26 protein-coding genes and 1 tRNA gene are annotated in these 25,448 nt (G+C 70.0%); 11 read left to right on the top strand and 16 right to left on the bottom strand.

The window, feature by feature from the left end:
• Positions 1-67: 67 nt before the first annotated feature.
• Together EEY80_RS03565 and regB are read right to left on the bottom strand one after the other, a co-directional pair.
• On the bottom strand, positions 68-1,720 hold the full coding sequence (locus EEY80_RS03565; RefSeq protein WP_126975202.1) for a PAS-domain containing protein: 1,653 nt from the start codon (positions 1,718-1,720) through the stop codon (positions 68-70).
• A 139-nt stretch (positions 1,721-1,859) separates the two neighbouring features.
• A complete protein-coding gene (gene regB / locus EEY80_RS03560) occupies positions 1,860-3,266 on the bottom strand; it encodes a sensor histidine kinase RegB (protein WP_126975201.1) in 1,407 nt (468 codons plus the stop codon).
• Positions 3,267-3,415: 149 nt separating this feature from the next.
• On the opposite strand from regB, the gene EEY80_RS03555 reads away from it, so the two are divergent.
• From EEY80_RS03555 to EEY80_RS03545, 3 genes are all read left to right on the top strand, one after another.
• Positions 3,416-4,045 (top strand): SCO family protein, encoded by a 630-nt coding sequence (locus EEY80_RS03555; RefSeq protein WP_126975200.1) that lies wholly within the window; start codon positions 3,416-3,418, stop codon positions 4,043-4,045.
• A 104-nt stretch (positions 4,046-4,149) separates the two neighbouring features.
• Positions 4,150-4,704 (top strand): ActR/PrrA/RegA family redox response regulator transcription factor, encoded by a 555-nt coding sequence (locus EEY80_RS03550; protein ID WP_126975199.1) that lies wholly within the window; start codon positions 4,150-4,152, stop codon positions 4,702-4,704.
• Between the two features lie 101 nt (positions 4,705-4,805).
• Positions 4,806-5,123, top strand: coding sequence for an H-NS histone family protein (locus EEY80_RS03545; protein ID WP_126975198.1), 318 nt, complete (start codon positions 4,806-4,808; stop codon positions 5,121-5,123).
• Positions 5,124-5,173: 50 nt separating this feature from the next.
• Here the strand turns inward: EEY80_RS03545 and EEY80_RS03540 are convergent, their stop codons facing one another.
• Entirely contained in the window at positions 5,174-5,782 is a 609-nt protein-coding gene (locus EEY80_RS03540; RefSeq protein ID WP_126975197.1) for a YfbR-like 5'-deoxynucleotidase, read from the bottom strand.
• Between the two features lie 188 nt (positions 5,783-5,970).
• On the opposite strand from EEY80_RS03540, the gene EEY80_RS03535 reads away from it, so the two are divergent.
• From EEY80_RS03535 to EEY80_RS03525, 3 genes are all read left to right on the top strand, one after another.
• Entirely contained in the window at positions 5,971-6,411 is a 441-nt protein-coding gene (locus EEY80_RS03535) for a hypothetical protein (protein WP_126975196.1), read from the top strand.
• A gap of 48 nt (positions 6,412-6,459) precedes the next feature.
• On the top strand, positions 6,460-7,890 hold the full coding sequence (gene ahcY / locus EEY80_RS03530) for an adenosylhomocysteinase (protein WP_126975195.1): 1,431 nt from the start codon (positions 6,460-6,462) through the stop codon (positions 7,888-7,890).
• A gap of 97 nt (positions 7,891-7,987) precedes the next feature.
• Positions 7,988-8,326, top strand: coding sequence for a DUF2853 family protein (locus EEY80_RS03525; protein ID WP_126975194.1), 339 nt, complete (start codon positions 7,988-7,990; stop codon positions 8,324-8,326).
• Positions 8,327-8,525: 199 nt separating this feature from the next.
• On the opposite strand, the gene EEY80_RS03520 is transcribed toward EEY80_RS03525, so the two are convergent.
• The 4 genes from EEY80_RS03520 to tsaD are packed head-to-tail and all read right to left on the bottom strand — an operon-like array spanning position 8,526 to position 11,261.
• Entirely contained in the window at positions 8,526-8,945 is a 420-nt protein-coding gene (locus EEY80_RS03520) for an EVE domain-containing protein (RefSeq protein WP_126975193.1), read from the bottom strand.
• A complete protein-coding gene (locus EEY80_RS03515) occupies positions 8,945-9,211 on the bottom strand; it encodes a YciI family protein (RefSeq protein ID WP_126975502.1) in 267 nt (88 codons plus the stop codon). The genes EEY80_RS03520 and EEY80_RS03515 overlap by 1 nt, the downstream gene beginning before the upstream one ends.
• A gap of 2 nt (positions 9,212-9,213) precedes the next feature.
• Positions 9,214-10,173 carry an NAD(P)H-dependent glycerol-3-phosphate dehydrogenase gene (locus tag EEY80_RS03510; protein ID WP_126975192.1) on the bottom strand — a complete coding sequence of 320 codons (960 nt, stop codon included), beginning with the start codon at positions 10,171-10,173 and terminating at the stop codon, positions 9,214-9,216.
• Positions 10,170-11,261: a tRNA (adenosine(37)-N6)-threonylcarbamoyltransferase complex transferase subunit TsaD gene (gene tsaD, locus EEY80_RS03505; protein ID WP_126975191.1), complete on the bottom strand. Its 1,092-nt coding sequence runs from the start codon at positions 11,259-11,261 to the stop codon at positions 10,170-10,172. The genes EEY80_RS03510 and tsaD overlap by 4 nt, the downstream gene beginning before the upstream one ends.
• 99 nt (positions 11,262-11,360) lie before the next feature.
• Here tsaD and EEY80_RS03500 point away from each other — a divergent pair, with 99 nt between their 5' ends.
• The 4 genes from EEY80_RS03500 to EEY80_RS03485 all read left to right on the top strand — a co-directional run bounded on the left by EEY80_RS03500 (position 11,361) and on the right by EEY80_RS03485 (position 15,334).
• Positions 11,361-12,077: a uroporphyrinogen-III synthase gene (locus EEY80_RS03500; protein ID WP_164738122.1), complete on the top strand. Its 717-nt coding sequence runs from the start codon at positions 11,361-11,363 to the stop codon at positions 12,075-12,077.
• Between the two features lie 78 nt (positions 12,078-12,155).
• Positions 12,156-13,610, top strand: coding sequence for a COG4223 family protein (locus EEY80_RS03495; RefSeq protein ID WP_126975189.1), 1,455 nt, complete (start codon positions 12,156-12,158; stop codon positions 13,608-13,610).
• Between the two features lie 10 nt (positions 13,611-13,620).
• Positions 13,621-15,177 (top strand): heme biosynthesis protein HemY, encoded by a 1,557-nt coding sequence (locus EEY80_RS03490; RefSeq protein ID WP_126975188.1) that lies wholly within the window; start codon positions 13,621-13,623, stop codon positions 15,175-15,177.
• Positions 15,178-15,258: 81 nt separating this feature from the next.
• Positions 15,259-15,334: transfer RNA gene (locus tag EEY80_RS03485), tRNA-Thr, on the top strand.
• Between the two features lie 198 nt (positions 15,335-15,532).
• Here the strand turns inward: EEY80_RS03485 and EEY80_RS03480 are convergent.
• The 9 genes from EEY80_RS03480 to EEY80_RS03440 all read right to left on the bottom strand — a co-directional run bounded on the left by EEY80_RS03480 (position 15,533) and on the right by EEY80_RS03440 (position 24,512).
• Positions 15,533-17,110 carry a GMC family oxidoreductase gene (locus EEY80_RS03480; RefSeq protein WP_126975187.1) on the bottom strand — a complete coding sequence of 526 codons (1,578 nt, stop codon included), beginning with the start codon at positions 17,108-17,110 and terminating at the stop codon, positions 15,533-15,535.
• 3 nt (positions 17,111-17,113) lie between these two features.
• Positions 17,114-18,541 carry an NAD-dependent succinate-semialdehyde dehydrogenase gene (locus EEY80_RS03475; protein ID WP_126975186.1) on the bottom strand — a complete coding sequence of 476 codons (1,428 nt, stop codon included), beginning with the start codon at positions 18,539-18,541 and terminating at the stop codon, positions 17,114-17,116.
• Positions 18,542-18,622: 81 nt separating this feature from the next.
• The gene (locus EEY80_RS03470; RefSeq protein WP_126975185.1) at positions 18,623-18,970 is read right to left on the bottom strand and encodes a cupin domain-containing protein; all 348 of its coding nucleotides are present in this window, start codon (positions 18,968-18,970) and stop codon (positions 18,623-18,625) included.
• Between the two features lie 16 nt (positions 18,971-18,986).
• Entirely contained in the window at positions 18,987-19,730 is a 744-nt protein-coding gene (locus tag EEY80_RS03465) for an HpcH/HpaI aldolase family protein (protein WP_126975184.1), read from the bottom strand.
• A complete protein-coding gene (locus EEY80_RS03460; protein WP_126975183.1) occupies positions 19,727-20,632 on the bottom strand; it encodes a DUF6282 family protein in 906 nt (301 codons plus the stop codon). Before EEY80_RS03460 ends, EEY80_RS03465 begins: the two co-directional genes overlap by 4 nt.
• Positions 20,629-21,702 (bottom strand): tRNA-dihydrouridine synthase, encoded by a 1,074-nt coding sequence (locus tag EEY80_RS03455; RefSeq protein WP_126975182.1) that lies wholly within the window; start codon positions 21,700-21,702, stop codon positions 20,629-20,631. Before EEY80_RS03455 ends, EEY80_RS03460 begins: the two co-directional genes overlap by 4 nt.
• A 2-nt stretch (positions 21,703-21,704) precedes the next feature.
• Positions 21,705-22,985 (bottom strand): TRAP transporter large permease, encoded by a 1,281-nt coding sequence (locus EEY80_RS03450; protein ID WP_126975181.1) that lies wholly within the window; start codon positions 22,983-22,985, stop codon positions 21,705-21,707.
• Complete coding sequence (locus tag EEY80_RS03445) at positions 22,982-23,467, bottom strand: TRAP transporter small permease (RefSeq protein WP_164738121.1); 486 nt, start codon at positions 23,465-23,467, stop codon at positions 22,982-22,984. Before EEY80_RS03445 ends, EEY80_RS03450 begins: the two co-directional genes overlap by 4 nt.
• Positions 23,468-23,519: 52 nt before the next feature.
• Positions 23,520-24,512 (bottom strand): TRAP transporter substrate-binding protein, encoded by a 993-nt coding sequence (locus tag EEY80_RS03440; RefSeq protein WP_126975179.1) that lies wholly within the window; start codon positions 24,510-24,512, stop codon positions 23,520-23,522.
• 136 nt (positions 24,513-24,648) lie between these two features.
• On the opposite strand from EEY80_RS03440, the gene EEY80_RS03435 reads away from it, so the two are divergent.
• Positions 24,649-25,416 carry an IclR family transcriptional regulator gene (locus EEY80_RS03435; protein ID WP_126975178.1) on the top strand — a complete coding sequence of 256 codons (768 nt, stop codon included), beginning with the start codon at positions 24,649-24,651 and terminating at the stop codon, positions 25,414-25,416.
• Positions 25,417-25,448: the final 32 nt, after the last annotated feature.

Raw genomic sequence — 25,448 nt, 5'->3', positions numbered from 1 at the left:
GCGGCGGGTCGCCGCAAGGCGGCAGGCGGCGGAGGGCCGTGGCGGCCGGCGTCTCAGGCGGGGCAGCTCAGGCGGGGGGCGCCTCCTGCTCCGGCCGGTTCGCCGCGATGGCGGACAGCCCGCCCCGCCGCCGCTGCCGGGCGACCTGCAGCGCGCCGCCGTCCAGCGGCCGGAAGCTGGCCATGACCCGCCCGCCCGGCAGGGTGCGCAGCCGGAACGACAGCCGCTGCCCGCCCCACAGCGTCACCTCTGCCCCCCAGTCCGGGCGCGGTCCCGACCGGGACAGGAAGTCGCGCGCCGCCTCCCATGTCTGGTTCGGCAAGCCGCGCGCCTGCCACAGCCGGATCGTGGCGGACAGCCCCGTCTCGGCCATCAGCCGTTCGGGGTCCTGCCCCCAGATGCGGCCATAGGCGGCGTTCGACATGATCAGGCTGCCCGTGGGCGAGAACACCGCGATCCCCTCGTCGAGCGCGTCGACGACGCTTTGCCCCAGTTCCAGTTCGGACCGGAAGCGGCGGGTCAGCGACATCTCGGCAGAGATGTCCTCGATCATCAGCGCGACCGCCCCGTCGGGGTGGGGCCGGCCCGTCACCTGCCAGGTCTGCCCGCCCGCCAGCGCCCATACCTCGCTGTACTGGCCCGAGGCCGCGGCCTTTTCCAGCGCCGCCATGTCGCGCCGCCAGCTGCCGTAATCCTTGGGTTCGGGGATCATCCGCGCCTCGCGCAGCCGGTCGAGAAAGGCGAACAGCGTCGGGCGCGCCGACAGGAATTCCGCCCCCAGCGTCGTCAGGTCCGTCAGCGCGGGATTGAACAGTGCCAGTTGCCGCTGCCGGTCGAAGATCGCCAGACCGATCGGCAGATGCGCGAAGGTCTTGGTCAGGGTCTGCACGAATTCGCGCAGCGCTGCCTCGGCCCGCACCGTCGCATCCGCCGGCAGCGCGACCCCCAGCCTGCCCCCCGGCAGGTTGTGGCGGTAGCCCTCGAACCAGCGGGTGCCATCGCGTCCCCCGCTCGCGGGCCGGTCGAGCCGCAGCCGCCTTGTGCCCTTGTCCTGCGGGACCGGATCGAAGAGTTGCGGCAGGGGCCAGGCCGCCGCCACGCCCTCGGGCGCATCCGCCTCGGACCGGATCAGCGACAGATAAGCGCGGTTCGCCCAGATCACCTGCCCTTCGGCATCGCTGCGCCAGACGGGGGCGGGCAGGTGCTGCACCGTGTCGCGCAGGGCGCGCAACTCGTCCTCCATCGCCCTCAGGCTCAGCGCGTCGAGCCGGACCGACTGGCCCTCGGCCGTCAGGTCCACCAGCGTGATCCGCGCCAGCGCGCCCGCCATCTCGGCCCGCAGGCGCAGCGGCGCCGGCTCCTCGCTGCGCAGGTCGAGCGTGCCGATGTCGGCCAGCCGGGCAATCCGGCCCTCGATCCCCGGGAAACGCGGCGCGAGGAAGGCCGCGAGCCGCGCCCAGTCGGAGGCGCCGGGGGGCAGCGTGTCGAACAGGCCCTGGGCGGCGGGCGAGGCTTCGACCAGCAACTGGTCGTCGAACAGGAAGACCGCGGCGTGATCCTCGGCCCCGATCTCCGCCGCCTCGCCCAGGCCGGCGGTCCGGGCGCGGTTCCGGCGCAGCATGACCGTGATCAGCAGCAGGGACAGCAGGGCGGAGGATAGCGAGATGGCGACGAGCGTGGCGGGAAGCAGGATGTGCGGCGGCAGGACAGTAAGCGGCATGTCAATTCCCGATGGTCGCGCCAGCAATGTATTCAATCGCGTACGATGCAAGTCAAGGTTGCGGCCAAAGGTTAATGATCTGTTAAAACTGGTCGAATCGGGCAAAAGCGCGCCCTGTCCGTTCCACAATCGGAAGTTGTCAGGGCGTCAGGCGGGGATTGTCGCCCAGCGGGCCGCCGCGCGGCGTCAGCCGGTCGCGGGGCAGGCGCACCTCGACGATGGCGCCGCAGCGTTCGGGCCGTTCCTCCGCCGACAGGAACGGGTCGCTGCCATTGGCGAAGGACAGCTCGGCCCCGGTCCGTTCCAGCAGGGTCTTGGCGATGAACAGGCCCAGCCCCATGCCCTCGTAGCCGGGGCGCGCCGGATCGCCGCCCGGCTCCGGCTCGGGCTGCGGGCCGGTGCGGCGGCGGCGCATGAACGGGTCGCCGATCCGGCCCAGCAGATGCGGCGGGAACCCGGGCCCGTCATCCGCGATCCGCAGCCGCAGCCAGGCCGGCGTCCAGTCGATGTCGATCCAGACATCCTGCGCGGCGAAATCGACGGCGTTCTGCACGAGGTTGCGGATGCCGTGGATCAGTTCCGGCAGCCGCAGCACCGCCGGATGCGCCGGATCGCCGCCGGGCAGCGGGCCGGCGGCGATGTGCAGGGTCTTGCCCCGGTCGGCATGGGGTTCGGCCGCCTCCTGCACCACCTGCAGGAACGGGGCGCTGGTCACCTGCAGGTCGCTTTTCCCGGCGCGGCCCATCGACCGCAGGATATCGCGGCAGCGGTCGGCCTGTGCCCGGATCAGCAGCGCGTCCTCGCGCAGGTCCGGCCGGTCCTCCAGCTCGTCCACCAGCTCGCTGCTGGCCAGCTTGATCGTGGCCAGCGGCGTGCCCAGTTCATGCGCCGCCGCGGCCACCACGCCGCCCAGATCGGTCAGCTTCTGTTCGCGGGCCAGCGCCAGTTGCGCCGCCAGCAGCGCCTCGGACATCGAATGCACCTCCGACGAGACGCGGCGGGCATAGACAGCCAGGAAGACGACGCCGATGACGATGGCGAGCCAATGCCCGAACTCGAACAGCGCCGGCACCCGGATCGGGGTGCCGTCGATCAGCCGCAGGGGCAGGTTCACCCAGCCGATGGCGGTGATCATCGCCACCGTCGCGGCGACCAGCATCACCGTCGATTGCGTGCGCAGCGCGGTGGCGCCGATGGTGGCGGGGGCGAGGATCAGCAGCGCGAAGGGGTTGTGCAGCCCCCCCGTCAGCGCCAGCAGCACGGCCAGCTGCGCCACGTCGAACAGCAGCGTCAGCATCGCCTGCGTTTCGGTCAGCCGCTTGTTCAGCGGGAAGACGAAGACCGACACGAGGTTGGCGATGATCGCCGCGCCCACCGCAAGGAAGCAGGCCCCGAGGTTGAGGTCGACCTTGTAGATGCGCCAGGCCACGGTGATCGCCGCCAGCTGCCCTCCGATGGCGCCCCATCGCAGCAGGATCAGCGTCTGCAGCCGGATCCAGTCGCCATGCGTTTCGCGCGCCGGGTCGGGATGGGCACTGAAGGACATGGCGGCGGCTCCCGGTCCGGGCCCATTGTCGCATCGGGCCCGAGCGGGATTGATAGTCGCCGCGGGATCGGGGATCAATGCGCCTGCCCCGGACAGGCAGACGGCAGGGCAACACGGGGGTGCGGACCCCCGAGGATACGGAGGCGCGAATGGCCATTTCCAGCGGGCGATATGCGGCGGCGGCGGTATCCGTGCTCGCCATCGGGCTTGTGGCGACCTACGCGATCACCAGCGGCGGCGGCGCCGACCAGTTCGCCGATTGCCGCCAGGGCGCGGTCGCGGGCGGCGCGGGCGCCATCGGCGGCCCGTTCGAGCTGGTGGACGAAGACGGCCGGACCGTCACCGACGCCGAGGTGATCACCCAGCCGAGCCTGCTGTATTTCGGCTATACCTTCTGCCCGGATGTCTGTCCGCTCGATGTCGCGCGCAATGCCGAGGCGACCGACGCGCTGGAGGAAATGGGATACGAGGTGCAGCCCGTCTTCATCTCGATCGACCCGAAACGCGACACGCCCGAGGTGGTGAAGGAATTCACCGAAATCATGCATCCGCGGATGCTGGGCCTGACCGGATCGGAAGACCAGGTCCGCGCGGCGAGCCAGGCCTATCGCACCTATTACAAGGCGCAGGATTCGGGCGACGAATTCTATCTGGTCGATCATTCGACCCAGACCTATCTGGTCCTGCCGGAACACGGGTTCGTGGAATATTTCAACCGCGATGTCACCCCCCAGGACATGGCCGAACGCACCGCCTGCTTCGTCGAGGCGGCGGGCTGACGGCGGCACCGGCGGCCGCGCCCCGGCCCGCCCGACCGGCTTAAATTGACCCGCGCCATGCACCGGCCTAGAAAGACCGGAAGATCATGCGAAAAGGGTGACCCATGTCCGACGACCAACAGCCCGATCTGGGGCCGGATCGTTCGCTTCTGCTCGTCGATGACGACGCGGCCTTTGTGGCGAGACTGGCGCGGGCCATGGAAAAACGCGGTTTCGAGCCGGTGACCGCCGAGAGCGTCGCCGCCGGCAAGGCCCGGGTCCAGACCGCCCCGCCCGCCTATGCCGTCGTCGACCTGCGGCTGGAGGATGGCAACGGGCTCGATGTCGTCGAGGCGTTGCGGGAACGCCGGCCCGATGCGCGGATCGTGGTGCTGACGGGATATGGCGCCATCGCGACCGCCGTGGCGGCGGTGAAGATGGGCGCCACCGATTATCTGTCGAAGCCCGCGGATGCGAATGACGTGATGAATGCCCTGCTGGCGCGCGGCGATCTGCTGCCCTCGCCGCCGGAAAATCCGATGTCGGCGGATCGCGTGCGCTGGGAACACATCCAGCGCGTGTATGAAATGTGCGACCGCAACGTCAGTGAAACGGCGCGCCGGCTGAACATGCATCGCCGGACATTGCAGCGCATTCTGGCAAAGCGCAGTCCGCGCTGACGGCAATCGGATTGGCAGCTTTTAACGGGGCTTGATTTCGTATAGGCCTCTGGGGCGGACTTAAAACCGTCTGAGGCAAGATACGGAAGGGAACGATCCGAATGGCCTATGATCTCGACAACATGTCGCTGAAGGAATTGCGGGAATTGCAGACGCAGGTTGCGCGCGCGATTTCCACCTTCGAGGACAGAAAGAAGAAAGAGGCGCTGTCCGAACTCGAAGAGACGGCGCGGAAAATGGGCTTCACGCTGGCGGAACTGACCGGCGTGAGCAGCCAGAAGAAGCGCAAGTCGGCCCCGCCGAAATACGCCAATCCGGCGAACCCGTCGGAAACCTGGACGGGCCGGGGACGGCGCCCGCGCTGGGTGGAAGAGACGCTGGCCAAGGGCGGCAGCCTCGAAAGCCTGGCGGTCAGCTGACCCGCAGCGGCGCGCCGGTCCCGCCGGGGGTATCGGCGCGCCGAAGGACGTCAGGGCATTGCCTCCATCAGCATCCGGTGCCGGGCGGTGTAGTCCGCCCGCACCTCGGACGGGGGCCGCAGGCGGATTTCCAGCCCCGCGATCAGCCGCGGATCGGCCCGGCCGAACAGCCGGTCGGCCTCGGCCCGCGAAAACCCCGCGATCTGCACCGCCTCCAGCCAAGCCGAGACCTGGTCGGCGCGCTTGACCGCCTTCTTCACCGTCGCCGGCAGTGAAGCCGGCAGGCCGAATCGCAGATGCACCGCCGCCGCGAGCCGCGCGTCGAGTTCGCCATAGGCCGGACCGATCGCCGCCTTCACCGGGCTGATCATGTCGCCGATGACATATTCCGGCGCATCGTGCAGCAGCGCCGCCAGCCGCCATTTCACCGGTGCCTCGGGACTTTGGCGGGTGAAGATCTGTTCCACCAGCAGCGAATGCTCGGCCACCGAATAGGGCCACTCGCCGCGCGTCTGTCCGTTCCAGCGCGCGACGAAGGCCAGCCCGTGGGCGATGTCCTCGATCTCGATATCGAAGGGCGTGGGGTCCAGCAGGTCCAGCCGGCGGCCCGACAGCATCCGTTGCCAGGCGCGGGGCGGCTTTGCGGGTGCAGGGGGCATCGGGCGGCTCCGTCAGGGGACCGTCCGGACTTAGCGGCGGGGCGTGGCCCTGTAAACCGGGGCCACAAACCGCGGCCGCCAGCGTCCGCTGCGGCGGATCGCGGGATCGCCGGGCGGAACCCGCCGCGGGCGCGAAGTGTTCTTGCCGCAACACCCTTTCGTTCGCACCCGAGGCAGGGAACCAGACCATGCCGATCCGCAGCACCCTCGCGATAGCCCTGACCGGGCTGGCCGCCGCCACCGTCCTGATGACGGATGCCGCCGAATCCTTCGCCCCCTCGTTCACCGCCAGCCCGCGCGCGCCCCTGTCGCGACCGGCGGCGCAGCACCCGACGCTCGACAACCTCGCCGTCATGAATCTCGTCACCGCGCATGGCGCGTCGCAGGCCTATGACGAGCCCTATTGCGATGTCCGCGTGACGGTGACGACGAAGCTCGCCGCCGATTTCGAGGAACGCCGCGTCGCCCCGCCCCGTCTGGTCGAGGACATGCAGGTCGAGGTCTGGGCCTCGGACCGGCTGGGCACGTGGACGATGCTGGCCACCCGCCCCGACGGCATCGCCTGCGTCATCGACACCGGGCGGAACTGGGCGGGCGAGACCGATCCCTTCGCCCTTGCCCGGCTCTGACCCCGTCCGGCTGACGCCTCGCTGCGGCATTGCCGCGCCTGCATGGGGATGTTACCTCCTGTCCCGGACCGGACAGGGAGTACATGTGCTGTGGATTACATCGTCAAGGACATCTCGCTGGCCGGATTTGGCCGCAAGGAACTGACCATCGCGGAAACCGAGATGCCAGGCCTGATGGCCCTGCGCGAGGAATTCGGCGCGAGCCAGCCGCTGAAGGGCGCGCGCATCGCCGGATCTCTGCACATGACAATCCAGACCGGCGTGCTGATCGAAACGCTGGTGGCGCTGGGCGCGGATGTGCGCTGGGCCTCGTGCAACATCTTCTCGACCCAGGACCATGCCGCCGCCGCCATCGCCGAAAGCGGCGTGCCGGTCTTCGCCATCAAGGGCGAGACGCTGGCGGAATACTGGGCCTATACGGACCGGATTTTCCAGTTCGCCGAAGGCACCTGCAACATGATCCTCGACGATGGCGGGGATGCGACGCTGTATATCCTGCTGGGCGCGCGGGTCGAGGCGGGCGAGACCGCGCTGATCGAGGTGCCCACGTCGGAGGAAGAGGTCTGCCTCTTCGACCAGATCCGCAAGCGCATGGCCGAAAGCCCCGGCTGGTTCACCGCGCAGCGCGACGCGATCCTTGGCGTGTCGGAGGAAACCACGACCGGCGTGCACCGGCTCTATGACCTGCACCGCAAGGGCCTGCTGCCCTTCCCGGCGATCAACGTCAACGACTCTGTCACCAAGTCGAAATTCGACAACAAGTATGGCTGCAAGGAATCGCTGGTCGACGGCATCCGCCGCGCCACCGACACGATGATGGCCGGCAAGGTCGCCGTCGTCTGCGGCTATGGCGATGTGGGCAAGGGTTCGGCCGCGTCGCTGCGCGGCGCCGGCGCCCGGGTGAAGGTGACCGAGGTCGACCCGATCTGCGCGCTGCAGGCGGCGATGGACGGCTATGAGGTGACGCTGCTGGAGGATGAGGTGGCCACCGCCGACATCTTCATCACCACCACCGGCAACAAGGACGTGATCCGCATCGAGCACATGCGCGACATGAAGGACATGGCCATCGTCGGCAACATCGGCCATTTCGACAACGAGATCCAGGTCGCCGCGCTCAAGAACCACAAGTGGACGAACATCAAGGATCAGGTGGACATGATCGAGATGCCTTCGGGCAACCGGATCATCCTGCTGTCCGAGGGGCGCCTGCTGAACCTCGGCAATGCCACGGGCCATCCGTCCTTCGTGATGTCGGCCAGCTTCACCAACCAGGTTCTGGCGCAGATCGAGCTTTACACCCGCCATGAGGACTACGCGCCGGGCGTCTATATCCTGCCGAAGCATCTGGATGAAAAGGTGGCCCGCCTGCATCTGAAGAAGATCGGCGTGAAGCTGACCGAACTGCGCCCCGACCAGGCGGCCTATATCGGCGTCACCGTCGAGGGTCCGTTCAAGGCGGACCATTACCGCTACTGAGCCTGCGACACTCGACGAACTTGCCATCACGGCGGCGTGAGCACAGACTTGCCCCAGGCCCGGCGGCGACCGGGCCGGTTGTGCGAGGGAGTGAAACATGGGCAAGCGCGACGAACTGATCGCCCGGTATGCCGAGGCGCTGAAGACCCGCGGGATCGAACCCGACATGCCGCTGCTGGAAAAGGTGACGATCGGCTGCGGCCCGTCGATCTACAGCGCGGATTCCGAAACCATCGCCGCCAGCGACAAGGCGGAACTGGCGCGGGTGAAAGCCGGCTTTCTGGTGAAGAAGCTGGGTCTGCCGGACGGGCCGGACCTGGACCGGGCGCTGGACGAGGTGATCGAGGCCTGGGGCCGGTCCGACCGCAACAAGTATCGCGCGGCGATCTATTACATGCTGGTCAAGAAGCTGGGCCGCGAAGCCGCCTATGCCTGACGCGCGGGTCGCGCGGTGGCGTTGCCGCGAATACGCGGAAAATGCCGCGCAACCCCCGCTTGCCCGACTCGGGGCATCCGGCCTAGCGTCCGGTCACGGCCAGTAGGCCCGGACCTTTGAACAGATCACGTGTGGTGGGTGTGCACGTGGGGTGGTGAAGGGTCCCGGGCAGGGGTGGCCGGGACCCTTCATTTTTCGTTCACGGTGCGACGCCGCCCATCTCGCAGACGATGCGCCATTCCGCCTCCGTCACCGGCTGCACCGACAGCCGCATCGAGGTGACCAGCGCCATCTGCGCCAGCCGCGGTTCGGCCTTGACCTGCGCCAGCGTCACCGGCGTCTTCAGCGGCCGGACGGCGCGGATGTCGACGCATTCCCAGCGGGGATCCTCGGTCGTGCTGTCGGGATGCGCCTCGCGGCAGACCTCGACGATGCCCACGACCTCTTTCCCGATGTTGGAATGGTAGAAGAAGCCGAGGTCGCCCACCTTCATCGCCCGCATGTGATTGCGCGCCTGATAGTTGCGCACCCCGCCCCATTCCTCGCCCTCGGTGCCCTTGGCCACCTGCTGGTCCCAGCTCCAGGCGTCGGGTTCGGATTTGAACAGCCAGAAGGCCATCAGCCGATCACCTTGTTCCACTGGGTGACGGTGACGCTGTCGAACAGCCCCGCCTTGCCATAGGGGTCGCCCGCGACCCAGTCCTGCGCCGCCTGCAGGCTTTCGGCCTCGACCACCACCAGCGAGCCGCACATCTGCCCGTCTTCCAGGAACGGGCCGGCCAGCACCACCGGCGTCGATTTCAGATAGGCCACATGCGCGTCCCGGGTGTCGAGGCGGGTTTGCAGATGGCCGGGCTTGTCGCGGCAGATCACGGCATAAAGCATCGTCATTCCTTCTTCAGGGGGCGGGAAAGCAGGGCCTCTGCGGCCTCGGCGACGGTCAGGCGCCGGCTGGCCAGCGCATCGACGGTGGCCGCCAGCGGCATGTCGATGCCGCGCGCCGCGGCCAGACGGGTAACGGCGGCGGCGGTGGCCACGCCCTCGACCGTAGTCGCTGGGTCGAATTCGGCGCCCTGCCCCAGCGACAGGCCGAACCGGAAGTTGCGCGATTGCGGGCTGGTCGCGGTCAGGATCAGGTCGCCGAGGCCCGAGAGGCCCGCCAGCGTCTCGCCCCGCGCGCCAAGTGCCAGCGCCAGCCGGCTCATCTCGGCAAAGCCGCGGGTGATCAGCGCCGCGCGGGCGGATTCGCCCAGACCCGCGCCGATGGCGACGCCCGCCGCGATGGCGATGACGTTCTTCAGCGCCCCGCCCAGTTCCGCCCCCTTCGGATCGTCGCTGCGGTAAAGCCGCAACGCCGGCGCCGCCAGTTCCGCCTGCAGCGCCCGCGCGGCGGCGGGATCGGCGCAGGCCAGCGTCAGCGCGGTGGGCAGGCCGCGGGCGATATCGGCGGCAAAGCTCGGCCCCGTCAGCACCGCCGCGACCGCCCCCGGCGCCAGCCGCGCGATCAGCGCCGTCGGTCCTTCGAGACTGTCGAGGTCGATGCCCTTGGAACAGGCGACGAGCGCCCGGCCCGCAAAGCGCGGATGCGCGGCGAGAAATCCCGCCAGCCGCTGCATCGGCACCGCCAGCAGCACGGTTTCCGCGCCATCCGTCGCGGACAGATCGTCGGTGACGGTCACCCCGTCGGGCAGCGCGACCCCGGGCAGCCGGCGGTCGTTCAGGCGACTGTCGCGCATCGCCGCCACATGGCTGCCATCCCGCGCCCACAGCATCACCCGGTGCCCCGCGCCCGCCAGCACCACGGCCAGCGCCGTGCCGAAGGCCCCCGCGCCCAGCACCGCGATCATGCCTTGGCCCCCTTGCGGCCCGAGCCCAGCATCGGCGCGGTGGTCCGGTCCAGCGGCCAGCGCGGGCGGGCGGCAAGGTCCATGCCGTCGCGCGCGCCCAGCCGGAACCGCTCGATCCCCGCCCAGGCGATCATCGCGGCATTGTCGGTGCACAGCGCCAGCGGCGGCGCGAGGAAGCGCACCCCGCATTCCGCGCAGACCTGTTCCAGCCGCCCCCGGATCGTGCGGTTCGCGGCGACGCCGCCCGCGACGGCCAGCGCGGGTTCGGCGGGCGACAGCGCCATGTACCGGGCCAGCGCCCGCCGCGCCTTGCCGGCCAGCACATCCGCCACCGCCGCCTGAAACCCGGCGCAAAGATCGGCGCGGTCCTGCACCGTCAGCCCGCCCTGCCCGGCCATCACCCCGTCGCGCGCCCGCAGCAGCGCTGTCTTGAGCCCCGAAAAGCTGAGGTCGCAATCGGCCCGGTCCATCAGCGGCCGGGGAAAGGCGAAACGGGCGGGGTCGCCCTTCGCCGCCTCGGCCTCGACGCTCGGCCCGCCGGGCTGCGGCAGGCCCAACAGCTTGGCCGTCTTGTCGAAGGCCTCGCCCGGCGCATCGTCGATGGTGCCGCCAAGACGGGTGAAGTCTTCCACCCCCCTCGCGATCAGGAACTGGCAATGCCCGCCCGAGACCAGCAGCATCAGATAGGGGAAGGCCAGCCCGTCGGTCAGGCGGGGGGTCAGCGCATGGCCGGCGAGGTGATTGACGCCGACCAGCGGCAGGCCCGCCCCGGCGGCCAGCCCCTTGGCGCACATCACCCCGGCCATCACCCCGCCGATCAGCCCCGGCCCCGCCGTCACCGCGATGCCGTCCAGATCGGCCAGCGCCGTGCCCGCCCGGTCCAGCGCCTCTTCCACGCAGAGGTCGAGCTTTTCCACATGCGCCCGCGCGGCGAGTTCCGGCACCACCCCGCCGAAAACGGCATGCAGCGCGGTCTGCCCGGCGACGACCGAGGCGAGGATCTCGGCCCGGTCCCCGCGCAGCCGGACGACGGCGGCGGCGGTATCGTCGCAGCTGCTTTCGAGTCCGAGGAAGGTGATGGCGTTCATTCCGGCCGGCCCGTCACGCGCCGGTTGCCGGCGCCGCATGGCGCGAGGTAACACCGGGGCACCCGCCAGACAATGGCGCCGCGCCGGATGGATGCCCGCATGACCCCCGCCACTGACCGCGCCGCGCTGCTGCTGACGCGCCCTGCGGCGGACTCGGCCCGCTTGGCCGCGCTGGCGCTGGCGCGGATCGGGCCGCGGCCGGTGGTGATCTCGCCGGTGATGGCGGTGGTGCCGCTGCCGCTGCCGCCGCTGCCCCGGGTCGCGGCGGTGGTGCTGACCTCGGCCCATGCGGTGGCGGCGCTGGCGGACTGGCCGGCGCGGCCCCCGGCCTTCTGCGTGGGCGAGCGCACGGCCGAGGCGGCGCGGCAGGCAGGCTTTCCCCTCGCCGCGACGGCGCCCGATGCGGCGCGGCTGCTGCCGCTGATCCGGGCGGCACGGCCGGGGCCGCTGCTGCACGCGCGGGGGCGGCACGCGGCCGTCGATCTGGCGGCGGCGCTGGCGGGGGACGGGATCGAGGTGGCGGAGGCCGTGGTCTACGAGCAGCCGCGCCAGCCGCTGACCCCGGCGGCGCGCGCACTGATGACCGGGGCGGCGCCGGTGCTGCTGCCGCTGTTTTCGGCCCGCACGGCGCGGCTGCTGGCCGAGGATCTGCCGGCGGGCGCGGCCGCGCCGCTGTGGATCGCGGCGATCGGCGAGGCCGTCGCCGCCGCTGCGGAACCGCTGTCCCCCCGGCGCATTGAGGTGGCAGACCGGCCCGCGCTGGCGGCGATGCTCGACGCGCTGGACCGGCTGGCGACAGACGAGGCCGCAGGCTGACCGCGACCCTGCGCCGCTTGAGGCGGGCGGAACCGGCGGCTAAGCTGTCCGCAGGACGAAACCGAAAGGAACCGCCCGGTGAAGAAGCCCAGCGAGACGCCCCCGGAAACCGAGCCGCAGGCGGCGCCCGATCTGCAGGGTCCGAACCCGCAGGGGCCCGGGGCGCAGGATGCCGGCCCGACCACAGCCGCCGGGGCCAAACGCCCGCGCGGGCGCAGCAAGGCCGCCGGGCGCGAGGGGACGTCGGACCTGACGGCACCCGAGGCCGGAGCGCCGGACCCCGCGCCGACCCCGGCGGAGGAGCCGGTGCCGAACCTGACCGGCGATGCGCGGGTATCGGACCCGCTGGAGGATTTCCCGCAACCGCACGAACCGGCCGCGATGGCCGATGCGGACACAGTGCCCGCAGACACGGTGCCCGCATCCGGTCCCGGGCCCGAGGCGATGGCGCTGGCGACCGAATCCGCGCCGATGCCCCCCGCCGAGGAACCGGCGCCCCCGCCCGCCGACCCGCCCAAGGCAAGGGACGACAATCCTTCGCCACGCCGGGGCGGCTTCCTGCCCGCGCTGCTGGGCGGGGTTCTGGCGGCGGCACTGGGTGCGGGCGCGGTGATCTGGCTCTTCCCGCAGGGGCTGCGCCCGGTGCCGCAGGCCGACATGGGCCCCGTCGAGGCGCAGATCGCCGCGCTGAGCGATGAGGTCGCGGCCCTGCGCGCGGCACCGCAGGCAGAGGCGGCGCCAGAGGATCTGCTGACCCGGATCGACCAGCTGTCGTCGGACCTCGCCGCCTCGCGCGCGGCGGAAGGCGAGGCGCTGACCCGGCTGCAGGACATCGAGGCGCGGCTCGGGGCGGTGGAATCGGGGGAGGGGACGACGGCTGCCGCCGACCCCGCCCTGCAGCAGCAGATCGACGATCTGCGCGCCGCGATCGAGGGCCAGTCCGGCCTGCAGGACAGCGTCGCCGCCGCGGCAGCCGCCGCCGAAGAGCGCATCGCTGCCGCCGAGGCCGAGGCGCAGCGGCTGCGGGCCGAGGCCGAGGAAACCGCCCGCGCCGCCCGCGCCCGGGCCGCGCTGTCGCATCTGCGCGCGGCGTTGGACAGCGGCGCGCCGCTGTCGCCGGTGACGGAAGAACTGGCCGCCGTCGGCGTGACGGTGCCCGAGCCCCTGTCCTCGCGCCCCGACGGCGTGGCGAGCCTCGCCGGGTTGCAACAGGACTTCCCCGCGGCGGCCCGCGCCGCGCTTGCCGCCGCGCTGCCGGTGACGGCGGGCGAGGGCTGGCAGGCGCGGGTCGGCGCCTTCCTGCAGGCCCAGACCGGCGCGCGGTCGCTGACCCCGCAACAGGGCACCGGCCCCGATGCGGTGCTGTCGCGGGCCGAGGCGGCGCTGGCCGAGGGCGACCTGCAGGCCGCGCTGACGGAGTTGCAGGGCCTGCCGCCGGAAGGCCGGGCCGCCACCGCCGCATGGGAAGCGGATGCGCAGGCGCGGCTCGACGCGCTGGCCGCGGCCGACAGCCTCGCCGCCGAGATCGGATAAGGGAACGCGCATGATCTGGTCCTTCGTCAAGGTCGCGCTGTTCGTCGCGCTGGTGGTGGTGCTGGCCCTGGCCGGCACATGGTTGTCGAACAGCGGCGAGGGCATCCGCATCGCCGCCGCCGGGATGGAATTCACGCTCGGCCCGCTGCAGGCGGCGCTGGTCCTGCTGGCGGGCGTGGCGCTGGTCTGGCTGGCGCTGGCGGTGATCGGCTTTCTGGTCGCGCTCATGCGCTTTCTCGCCGGGGACGAAACCGCGATCGGCCGCTGGTTCGACCGCAACCGTGAACGCCGCGGCTATGAGGCGCTGGCCGATGGCCTGCTGGCCTTGGCCTCGGGCGAGGGCCGCACCGCCGCCGCCCGCGCGCAAAAGGCCGAACGCCTGCTGAACCGGCCGGAACTGACCAGCCTCGTGTCGGCGCAGGCGGCCGAGATGCAGGGCGACCACCGCCGCGCGATCCAGTATTACAAGCGGCTGCTGAACGACGACCGGTCGCGCTTTGCCGCCGTGCGCGGGCTGATGATCCAGAAGCTGGCGCAGGGCGAGACCGAAACCGCGCTGCGGCTGGCCGAGAAGGCCTTCGAGATGAAGCCCGCGCATCGTGAGGTGCAGGATGTGCTGCTGCGCCTGCAGACCGAGGCCGGGAACTGGGCCGGCGCTCGCGCCGTGCTGGGCGCGAAGGCGAAGACGGGCGAGCTGCCGAAAGACGTGCACCGCCGCCGCGACGCGCTGCTGGCGCTGCAGGAGGCCAAGGACGTGCTGGACGAGGGCCGGTCGATCGAGGCGCGCGAGGCCGCTATCGCCGCCAACCGCGCCTCGCCCGACCTGATCCCCGCCGCGGTGATGGCGGCGCGGTCCTATGCCGCAAAGGGCGAGCCGAAATATGCGGTGCGCGTGCTGCGCAAGGCATGGGAGGCGCAGCCCCATCCCGACCTCGCCGCCGCCTTTGCGGGGCTGGTGCCGGATGAATCGCCGCAGGACCGGCTGTCGCGCTTCGAGACGCTGTTCAAGGCCGCCCCCGAGGCGGAAGAGACGCGGCTGACGCGCGCCGAGCTGCTGATCGCGGCCGAGGATTTCCCCGCCGCGCGCCGGACGCTGGCCGATCTGCCGGAACGGCACCCGACCGCCCGCAGCCTGACCTTGATGGCCGCCATCGCCCGGGGCGAGGGCGCCGACGATGCCGAGGTGCGCGGCTGGCTGACCCGCGCCGTCTCGGCCAGCCGGGGGCCGCAATGGATCTGCGACAAGTGCCAGACCGTCAGCGCCGACTGGGCGCCGGTCTGCCCGCACTGCGGCGGGTTCGACACGCTCAGCTGGCGCGAGGCCCCCGATACGCCGCCCCTGCCGCACGGGGCCGAGATGCTGCCGCTGATCGTCGGACGCGGCGCGGCGGCGGAGGCCGAACCGCCGGTCGATGCCCCGGTGCCGCCGGTGGAACCGGCAGCCCCGCCGCGGCACGACCCCGCGCCGCAGGCGGCGCCAGATCCCGCACCGGAGCCGGAGCCGGAGAAGGACGACCCCTTCGCCGACCCGCCCTCCGTCGCCGCCGCCCGCAGCGCGGGGCTGTAGCGGCGCCCGCGCCCGAGGTGCAAGAAGGCGGCAAAAGGGGCTACACACCCGCCGAGGATGGTGCTATCAGCCCGCCACCAGGCCGCTGTAGCTCAGCTGGTAGAGCACGTCATTCGTAATGATGGGGTCGGGGGTTCGAGTCCCTTCAGCGGCACCACGCTTCTGCAAGCGTCATCCAGCAGTCGTCCGACATGCCAAGTCGCGGGTATCGCACCTCCGGCGGGGAGCCGGTGGCTATCCCAACGAAGGCATCTCGATCCTGCAGCGGGGCGGCCGTAGCCCCGGGGTCAGCCAGCGCCGCCATTCGGCAGCAACGGGCGCGACGCTAGGAAGAGGCGCGGGCCGCGTCGGCGGCCTACCGCAGCAGGAAGTCGGCGCAGCGTTCGCCGATCATCACGCAGGGCGCATTGGTGTTGCCGCTGACAAGTTTCGGCATGACCGAAGCATCGGCGATCCGCAGGCCGTTCAGGCCCCGCACCCGCAGCTCGGAATCGGTCACCGCCATCGCATCCGTCCCCATGCGCGCGGTGCAGGACGGATGGTAGACCGTCTTGGCGAACCGCCGCGCGTGATCCTCCAGCCCCTCGGGCGTGTCCCCGGACGGCCCGGGGGCCAGCTCCTCGCGCACCAGCGCGGCCAGTGCGGGCGCCTTGAGGATGCGACGGCACAGCGCGACCCCGCGCATCACCGTGTCCACATCCTCGCGCGTCGTCAGGTTCATTGCCCGCACCACCGGCAATGCCTGCGGATCCGCGCTGCGGAGCGTCATCGACCCGCGCGACGTGGGGCGCAGGCAGCAGGGGTTGAGCGAGATGCCGTGGCCCTCGGGCGCGGGGCGGTCGACATCGCCCAGCATGGTGGGCACGACATGCAGCTGCACATCGGGCCTGCCGGTCCCGGCCGTGTCGATGAAGCCCCCGCATTCGATGACATTGGAGGTCAGAAGCCCGGTGCGCGTCAGCAGGTATTGCAGCATGTGCCGCACCGCCTTCATCCCCCGGTCGGCGCCGAAAACGCCGATCGGATCGCGAAGGCCGCCATAGACCGAAGCCGCGACATGATCCTGAAACCCCTGACCGACGCCGGGCAGGTTGTGACGGACCGCGATGCCATGCGGGGCCAGGTCGGCCTCTGCCCCGATCCCCGACAGCATCAGGATCTTGGGCGAGGACAGCGCGCCCGCGGCCAGCACGACCTCGTGCCGCGCGGCGAAGCGCAGGCGCTGGCCGTTGGCCATCCGGCATTCGACCCCGGTCACGGTCCGATCCTGAAGGATCAGGCGTTCGACCGCCGCTCCGGTGCGGATGGTCAGGCGGGGATTGCCCCGCACGGGGTTGAGATAGCAGACGGCGGTCGAACCGCGGCGCCCGTCGAAGGTGGTGGTCTGGTAGAAACCCACGCCCTCCTGCCGGGAGCCGTTGAAATCGTGAGTCAGCGGCAGTCCGGTCTGCTGGGCGGCCCGCAGGAACGCATAGGCCAGCGGATGGCGATAGGCGGGGTCCGAGACGCGCAGCGGGCCGTCCGTGCCGTGATAGTCGTCGGCCAGGCGCTGGTTCGCCTCGGCCTTGCGGAAGAAGGGCAGCACATCGGCATAGGACCAGCCTGCCGCCCCGGCCGCAGCCCAGTCGTCGTAATCCTGCGCGTCGCCCCGGATGTAGATCATCGCGTTGACCGACGAGCTTCCCCCCAGCATCCGGCCCTGCGGCACATGCATGACCCGCCCTGCCGCGCCCGGTTCGGGCTCGGTCGCATAGGGCCAGGTCCGCCGGGTGCCGATGACCTTCACGAAGGCACCGGGGATATGGACGAAGGGCACGCGGTCGCTCGGCCCCGCCTCCAGCAGCAGGACCGATCGACCGGCATCGACCAGACGCCGGGCGACGGTCGCGCCGCCCGAACCTGCGCCGACGACGATATGGTCGAAGCTCTCCATCCCTCAGCCGTTTCGCTGCGAGACGAATTTCGTAGTCAGGTAGGCCATGATCCCTTCCGACCCGCCCTCGGACCCGTGGCCCGAATCCTTGACCCCGCCGAAGGGGGTCTCGGGCGCGGCGAGGCCGAAATGGTTGATCGACAGCATCCCGGTCTCGATCCCGACGGTCATCTCATGGGTGCGCGCGGCCAGCGTGGAGAAGCCGAAGGCGGCCAGGCCATAGGGCAGGCGGTTCGCCTCGGCGATGGCGTCGGGCAGGTCGGCGAAGCGGTTGACGACGGCGATCGGGCCGAAGGGCTCTTCCGACATGATCCGGGCCGAAGGCGGGACATCCGCCAGAACCGTAGGCTCGAAGAACCAGCCCTCATTGCCGCGGCGCTTGCCGCCCGTGACCAGCCGCGCGCCCTGCGCCACGGCATCGGCCACGAAATCCTGCATCGCGTCGAGCCTGCGGCCATGGGCAAGGGGGCCCATCTGCACGCCCTCTTCGGCCGCGGCGCCCAGTTTCAGCGCCTGCGCCTTGGTCGCGAACCGGTCGAGGAAGCCCTCGAACGCCGCGTCCTGCACCAGAAACCGGGTCGGCGAGGCACAGACCTGCCCGGCATTGCGGAATTTCAGCCCGACGCCGAGGCTGCTGACCGCCTCGATATCCGCGTCGTCGCAGACGATGAAGGGCGCGTGGCCGCCCAGCTCCATCGTCGTGCGTTTGAGGTGTTGCGCGGCCATCGCGCCCAGATGCCGCCCCACCGGGACCGAGCCGGTGAAGGATACCTTGCGGATGACGGGCGAGGGGAGCAGATGGGCGGAAATCTCGGACGGGACGCCGAAGACGAGGTTGACGACACCGGCGGGGACGCCCGCCTCCTCGAAGCATCTGACGAGCAGCGCGATGCAGGTCGGCGTTTCCTCGGGGCCCTTGGCGATGATCGTGCACCCGGCCGCCAGCGCGCCCGCGATCTTGCGGACCAGCTGGCCGACCGGGAAGTTCCAGGGGCTGAAGGCCGCGACGGGACCCACGGGTTCAAGGATGACGCTTTGCATCACCTGCGGGGCGCGCGCGGGAATGATCCGGCCATAGGTGCGCCGCGCTTCCTCGGCATACCATTCGATATGATCGCCCGCGCCACCTGCTTCCATCCGGGCTTCGGACAGCGGCTTGCCCTGCTCGCGGCTGATCGCCTGCGCCATCTCCTCGGCCTTGCCGCGCGCGATGGCGGCGGCCTTCTTCAGCAACCCCGCCCGGTCATGGGCCGAGGTGGCGGCCCAGGCCGGGAAAGCGCGGCCCGCGGCGGCAAGGGCACGGTCGAGGTCGGCCTTTTCGGCGAAGGGCACCTGCCCGATCGCCGCGCCGGTGGCGGGATCGAAGACATCGCCGCGGCGGGTGCCGGAACCGGCGGACCACTGGCCGTCGATGAAAAGAAGGTCGGTCATCGGAAACTCCGGGATGCAAGGAGACGGGGCGCGCCCCGGGACGGGCGAACCAGCAGGGGCAGGAGGACGCCCGGTCGGGAATCAGGCCTCGGGCAGGGGGGCGTATTCGGGCCGGGCGGGGGTGAAGACGTCGAGGTTGATCACCTCTTCGTCGCCGACGACCACGGCATGGTGCATGACCCCGCCGGGCACCACGATGATCCCGCCGGGTCCGAGACGGGTCACGCTGTCGCCGACATGGAAGTCGCAGGTGCCGGAGACGATGTAGGCGATCTGCTCGTTGTCATGCTTGTGCGGTTTCGGTTCGTGCTGCGGCTGCAGGCGGTGCAGCGCGATGGTCGCCCCCTGCCCGGAAAACGCCTTCTGCTCGACACCGGGGCGGATGGTCTTCCACTCCAGCCGGGACCAGTCGATCTGATGGATGTTCATGGTGATCTCCTTGCGGTCAGGCGCGCGCGGCGGCCATCAGCCGCCTTGCGCCGCCGATGAGCAGCCCCTGGTCGGAGCCGCAGACGAAAAGGGTGATGCCGCCGGCGACATGACCCGCGATGGTGGCCGGATCGGCGACGAACAGTCCGGCAGCCTTGCCCGCGCGGCGGGCAGCGGAAACGACCGCCTCGGTTGCGGCGGTCATCTCCGGCGCGGTCACGGCGCAGCCCAGCGACAGCGACAGGTCCTGCGGGCCGATGAACAGGACATCGACCTCGGGCACCGCCGCAATCGCGTCCAGGTGGTCGAGCGCGGCGGCATCCTCGATCTGGGCGAGGAAGACCCCCTCGTCATCCTGCCGGCGGCGATAGTCCGCCCCCGGCATCGTGCCATAGGCCCCGGCACGGCCGGAGGGCGAGAAGCCGCGGCCGCGCCCGTATTTCATCGCGCCCGCCGCCGCCTCGGCCCCGGCCGCGCTGCGGACATGCGGCACCATCACCCCCGCGCAGCCCATGTCGAGCGCGGGCCAGATTTCCGCCCCCTCTGCATTGCGGGACCGGATCAGGACCGGAAGGCCGACCGACCGGCCAGCCAGCGTCATCAGGTCGAGCGCACCGGTCCCGATGGGTGCATGTTCCCGGTCGGCGACCACGAAATCCATGCCGCCCAGACCCAGCAACTCGATCACCTGCGGGCTCGGCGTCTTGACGAAGCAACCCACCAGCCGCTCGCCCGCAAGGATGCGCCTGCGCAGGCTCATCCCTCGATCCCCGCCAGTTCCCTCGCGACGGTCGAAGTCATCATCCGCACCTCGGCATCGTCATGGCCGAGCTTGATCAGCAGCTCGATCATCGAGCGCATGCCTTCGACCGGGGTGGGGTTGTTCTTCTGGCCGAGGTCGGAGCCGAAGAAGGTGTTCTCGACCCCCGCCGCCGCGATCACCGCCCGCAGGTGGTTGTCATCGAAGAGGTGGAAGGTCGAGGGGATGAACATGCAGATCGAATGTTCCATCTTCACGCCCATCGCCACGAGGGACCTGATGTCTTCGAGGCTGCCTTCGTTGACGTAGGTCGGATGGTTCAGGAACAGTCGCGTCACGCCGCGCGCCTTCGCTTCCTCGTAGAACGGGAACGCCTCGCTGATGTGGTGGTGCCCGGCAGAGACGACCGCGTCGTTTTCCGCGATCAGGTCGAGGATCAGCTTCACCTCGTCACGCACCGCGCCCGCCTCGTCGGTCAGGGTCGCCGGGATCGCGGCCACGGTCTTCTTGGAATTGACCGGGAACTTGTTCTTGAAATCGGCTTCCTTGGCCTCGTGGTCCAGATGGTTCCTGGCATGGGCCGTCGCCATCCACACCACGCGCGCGCCCTGTTTCAGCGCATAGTCCACGGCAGAAGGGTTCAGCCCGCCGACCGGGTTGTTCAACACGATGGCGCCGATCGCCTCGGTCTGGCAACCGAGGTTGTCGTTCATCAGCCGGGTGATCGGCATCGTGGGATAGTAGTGATCCTTCAGAAGGATCGCGCGCATGCCCGCGGCATCCGCGGCGCGCAGCACCTCCATATGGTCCACCTTGCGCGGATGCAGCGAGGGCCCCGAATGGATATGCAGGTCGACCGCGCCTTTCATCAGCGCGTCGACGCGGGCAGTGAGATCGGTCATGTCGTGGTCTCCGTGAGAGCCGCGTCAGAGGGCGCGGGAATGAAGTTGCGCCAGTGGTCGTCGAGTTTCGGCATGTCGGCGAAGCGTTTGCGCGCATCGCCCGCGCGGCCGACCAGATCCGCCGCGGTCAGGTTCTTGGCGGTGCAATAGCGGTCGAGTTCGGCGACGGCCTCGGTCAGCACCGGCCATCCGCGCAGCATGACTTCGGACGACAGGCCCACGGCAGAGGCGCCGGCGAGCAGCATTCGCGCCACGTCCTCGCCGTTCGTGGCGCCGTTGATGCCGATGAGGCTCGGCCCCGGCCCCAGGGCCGCGCGGGTGGTGGCGAGCCAGTGGCAGGTCAGCGGCAGGTTCCACCAGCCGCCGATTCCGCAGCTGGTTCCCAGCATCGGCGCCATCGTGTCGAGATCGGGCAGCATCCCCAATGCGCGGCCGGCCATCACCACGCTTTCCGCACCGGCCGCGAAGGCCGCGGCGGCAAGGTCGGGAACGCGTTCGCTCTGCCCGGTGATCTTGACCCAGACCGGAATGTCCACGGCCTGCACCATCATCCGCGTCAGGTCGCCGACGCGGTCGGGCGACAGTTCGGTCGAGACCGCGCCTGTCGCCGCCTGGCTGGCATAGGGGGTGCCGATGTTGAATTCGAGCACCCGCAGGCCCGCGGCCTGGACCGCGCGCGCCATCTCCACCGCCGGTCCGGGGGCGGCGAGGATCAGCGACGGCACATAGAGACAGTCGTGCAGACCGGCGAAGGCATCCATTTCGACGCATTGGGCGAGCCAGGCGTCGAAGGGCAGCGGGGTCAGGCCCGACCGGGTCAGCACCGTCGCGCGGGGCGCGTCGGCGCCCCATGTCACGGGCCGCCAGTCCGGGTCCAGCGCCACATATTCCGCGCGGGTCAGCTGGTCCTTCGCGGCCTCGGATTCGTTGGTGGACTTGCCCACCACCGCACCGGCGCCCGCCAGGATCGCCGACCGGATGCCGGCCGCGTCGATCATGTGCTCGCCCGCCGCGGCGATGACGGGGTTCTTCAGCCTGAGGCGGCCCACCCTTGTTTCCAGACGCGTCATCGTCATGCCCCCCCGATGGCCCGGGGCAGGAACAGCACCACATCCGGGACCAGCGCGACGATGGCGAGCACGATCAGCGCCAGCGCGATCATCGGCAGCGCCTTGAGGCTGATCCTCTCGATCGGGCGGCCGGTGACGCCGGCAATGACGAAGAGGCACAGGCCGACCGGCGGCGTGACGAAACCGATCAGCACGTTGAAGACGACCATTACCCCCAGATGCACCGGGTCCATTCCCAGCGTCGTGCCGATGGCCGTCAGTGCCGGAACGGTCAGGATCAGGATCCCGATCGTGTCGAGGAACATGCCGAGGATCAGCAGGATGATATTGACCATCAGAAGGATCAGCAGCGGGTTGTCCGTGACCGTCGTCAGGCCGGCGACCGCCTTTTGCGGCAACTGCTCGATCGCGAAGATGAAGGCCGCGATATTGGCCATAGCGATCAGGATGTAGATCGCGGACGAGATGATGGCCGTCGACAGCAGCGCCTCGCGCAGGAACCGCCAGCTGAGCGCCCGGTAGACGAAGCCTGACACGAGCAGCGCGTAGATGGCGGCGACGGCCGCGGCCTCGGTCGCGGTGAAGATGCCGCCGCGGATGCCCACCACGATGATGACCGGCAGCAGCATGACCGGGATCGCCTGCACCGCGTTGCGCAGGATCTCGGCCGGGGGCAGGGCCTCGGCCCGCGGATACTGCTCGCGATGCGCGACCCAGATCGCATAGCAGGACAGGATCGCCGCCAGCATCACCCCCGGCACGATGCCCGCGATCAGCAGCTGCGAGATCGAGGTGCCGGACAGCGCGCCGTAGATGATCATCGCGATGGACGGGGGCACCAGCGGCGCCATCAGCGACGACACGGCGATGAGCGCCGCGGAATAATCCTCGTCATAGCCCTGCCGCTTCATGTCGGGAACCAGCACGGTGCCGAGCGCCGCGGCATCGGCGGCGGCCGAGCCGGAGACGCCGCCGAACAGGAACGCCCCCCAGACGGCGGTCAGCGACAATCCGCCCCGGAACCGCCCGACGACAGAGTTTGCCAGCCCGACCAGGCGGCGCGTCAGTCCGCCCACATCCATGATGCTGCCCGCCAGCACGAACAGCGGTATCGCCAGCAGCACGAACTGGTCCATGCCCGCGATCATCCGCTGCGGCAGTGCGATCAGGAACTTCGTCTGGTCGGTCATGACGAAATAGCCAAGGCCGCTGATCCCCAGCACGAAGGCGATCGGCACGCCGATGAGCAGCGTGAAGACGAAGATCGACCCGAGCCAGATCATCGGATCGCCTCCTCGGCCAGCAGGGGCCGTCTGCCCCAGATCGCCTCGGCAAGCACATGGGCCGCCATCAGGATCGAGCCGACGACAATCGACACATGCAGCCAGATCAGCGAATAGCCGAGCGTGCTGGACAGTTGCAGGCGGGTCTTCCAGGCGAATTTCCAGCCGAACCAGGCGATCGCCGCCAGAAAGCCGACGACGAGCAGGGCGGAGAGCAGATTGCAGGCCCGTGCCAGCGGTTGGGGCAGCGCCTCGACCAGGAACTGCATGCCCAGAAACTGGCCCCGCGAATAGGCGAGGCCCGAACCCAGCATGACCGTCCAGATCATCGACAGGCGCATGACCTCTTCGGACCAGACCAGAGAATTGCCCGAGACATAGCGAAACCACACCTGCAACCCGCCGAGGATGGCGACGATGCAGATGCCTGCGATGCAGACGGTCTCCACGGCCCTGCGATAGCCGCTCAGCAAGGGGTGCATCGGTTCTCCTCCCGATAAAGCGTCGGGCGGGGCGGACCCCGCCGGTGTTGGGTCAGTTCGTGCGCGGCAGCGCTTCGGCCGCATCGACGAAGGCGCCGATCAGCGGGTCTGCGTCGCGGTAGGTCGCGACGACCGGGGCCACGGCATCGTCGAAGGCGGCGGCAAAGGCCGCGTCGGGGGTAATCACCGGGATGTTCAGCTCTTCGAGATGCGCCACGACCTTCTCGTCCAGCGCCTTGACGGCCATCACCTGCGGTTCGGTGATCTCCACCGCGGCCTCCTTGATCGCGGCCTGCTGCTCGGGCGTCAGGCCGTCGAACACATCCTTGTTGACCAGCAGGAAGCTCGGCCAGAAATAGTGGCCGGTCAGGGTGACGCCCTTGGCGACCTCGTAGAACTTTTCGGATTCGATCGAGGTCAGGTTGATCTCGACGGCATCGAGCGTGCCGGTTTCCAGGGCGGAGTAGACCTCACCATAGGCCATCGGCGTCGGATTGGTGCCGAGCGCGGACCAGACATCGAGGAACAGCTTCACCGGGGCCACGCGGGTCTTCAGGCCCTTGAAACCCTCCATCGCGGTGACCGGCTCGCCCACCGTCAGAAAGTGGCGCTGGCCGCCCTCATAGAGGCCGAGCGCGATCATTCCGTGCTTTTCCAGCGTGTCCATGATCTCGCGCGCCGGTTCCGAGACGGCGAGTTGCGCGAATCCTTCATAGCTCGGGATCACGCCGGGCAGCTGGAAGGCATCGACCGAAGGCTCGAGCGTCGCAAAGGCGGAAGAGGCGTTGACGGTCATGTCGACGGTGCCGAGCTGGACGCCCTCCATCAGCTCTTTCACGTCACCCAGCTGGCGGGCGGGAAAGATCTCGATCTTGACCTCGCCATTCGTCAGGCGCTCGACGGCTTCCTTGAAGCGGACCGCCGTATCGTGGTTCGGGTGTGCCTCGAAGACGGCATGGCCGAGGCGCAGGGTGACGGGTTCGGCGAAGGCGTGGACGGCGGTCGAGCCGAGCAGCAGCGCCGACAGTGCCAGAAGACGGGTCATGGATACTCCTCCCAGAGATGCGTTCTCCTGTAGAGAACACTGTTCTCCATAATCGGGATGTGCTAGAAATTGTCAATGCGGTGATGCGGGCGACCGTGGCGCCGCAGGCGGATCAGAACGACAAGTGGCAGGGAATATGACGGTCAGCGAAGGGGTTAAGGCAGCGGACATCTGCCTGCAGATCCTCGAATTTGTTGCGTTCGAGGCGCAGGGTGCGGGGGTGACGCAGATCGCGCAGGCGGTGGGAATCGCCAAGAGCGCTGTGTTCAAGCATCTGCAGACCCTGATCGACCGCGGCTTCGTCGCGCAGGATCCGGCGACGTCGCGCTATCGTCTGGGTCCGAAGACCTGGCTTCTGGCGCGCAATGCGCCCGATCTGGATGATGTGGCGGCCATCGCGCTGCCGCTGATGCAGGCGGCCCGCAACGAACTGGGGCTGGCGGTCGTGCTCAGCACCCCCAGCCCGCGGTCGGCCTATGTGGTGGCCACGGTCCCGAGCAACCATCAGATCGAGATCGGCGTGCGCGCCGGAAGCGAACTGACGTTGCACGCCTCCGCCCAGGGCAAGATCTACCTCGCCTTCGGTCCCGCGGACGCGCTGTCGCGGGCCCTGGCGGCACCGCTACCGGCGATCACCACCCGCAGCGTGACCGATCCCGCCCGTCTGGCCGCCGAGATTGCCGAGGTCCGGCGTCTCGGTTATGCGGCCGCGCCCGAGGAAAGCCTGCTTGGCGTGAACGCGATCGCGGCGCCGATCTTCAACTATGAACAGCGGCTTGTCGGCAGCATCGGCCTGATCGGCAGCGTGCAGCACATCACCACGCCGCCGGATCCGCAGCTGGTGCACAGGCTGCTGGCCCTGACCGGCGACATCTCCAACGCGCTGGGCGCCCGGCCGCGCTGAGCCCGGCGCCCCTCGACCCCTTCGCAGCCGCC

It is taken from the genome of Frigidibacter oleivorans, assembly GCF_003993775.1.
GTDB classification, from domain to species: domain Bacteria; phylum Pseudomonadota; class Alphaproteobacteria; order Rhodobacterales; family Rhodobacteraceae; genus Frigidibacter; species Frigidibacter oleivorans.
This window is presented reverse-complemented; position numbering and strand designations above follow the sequence as displayed.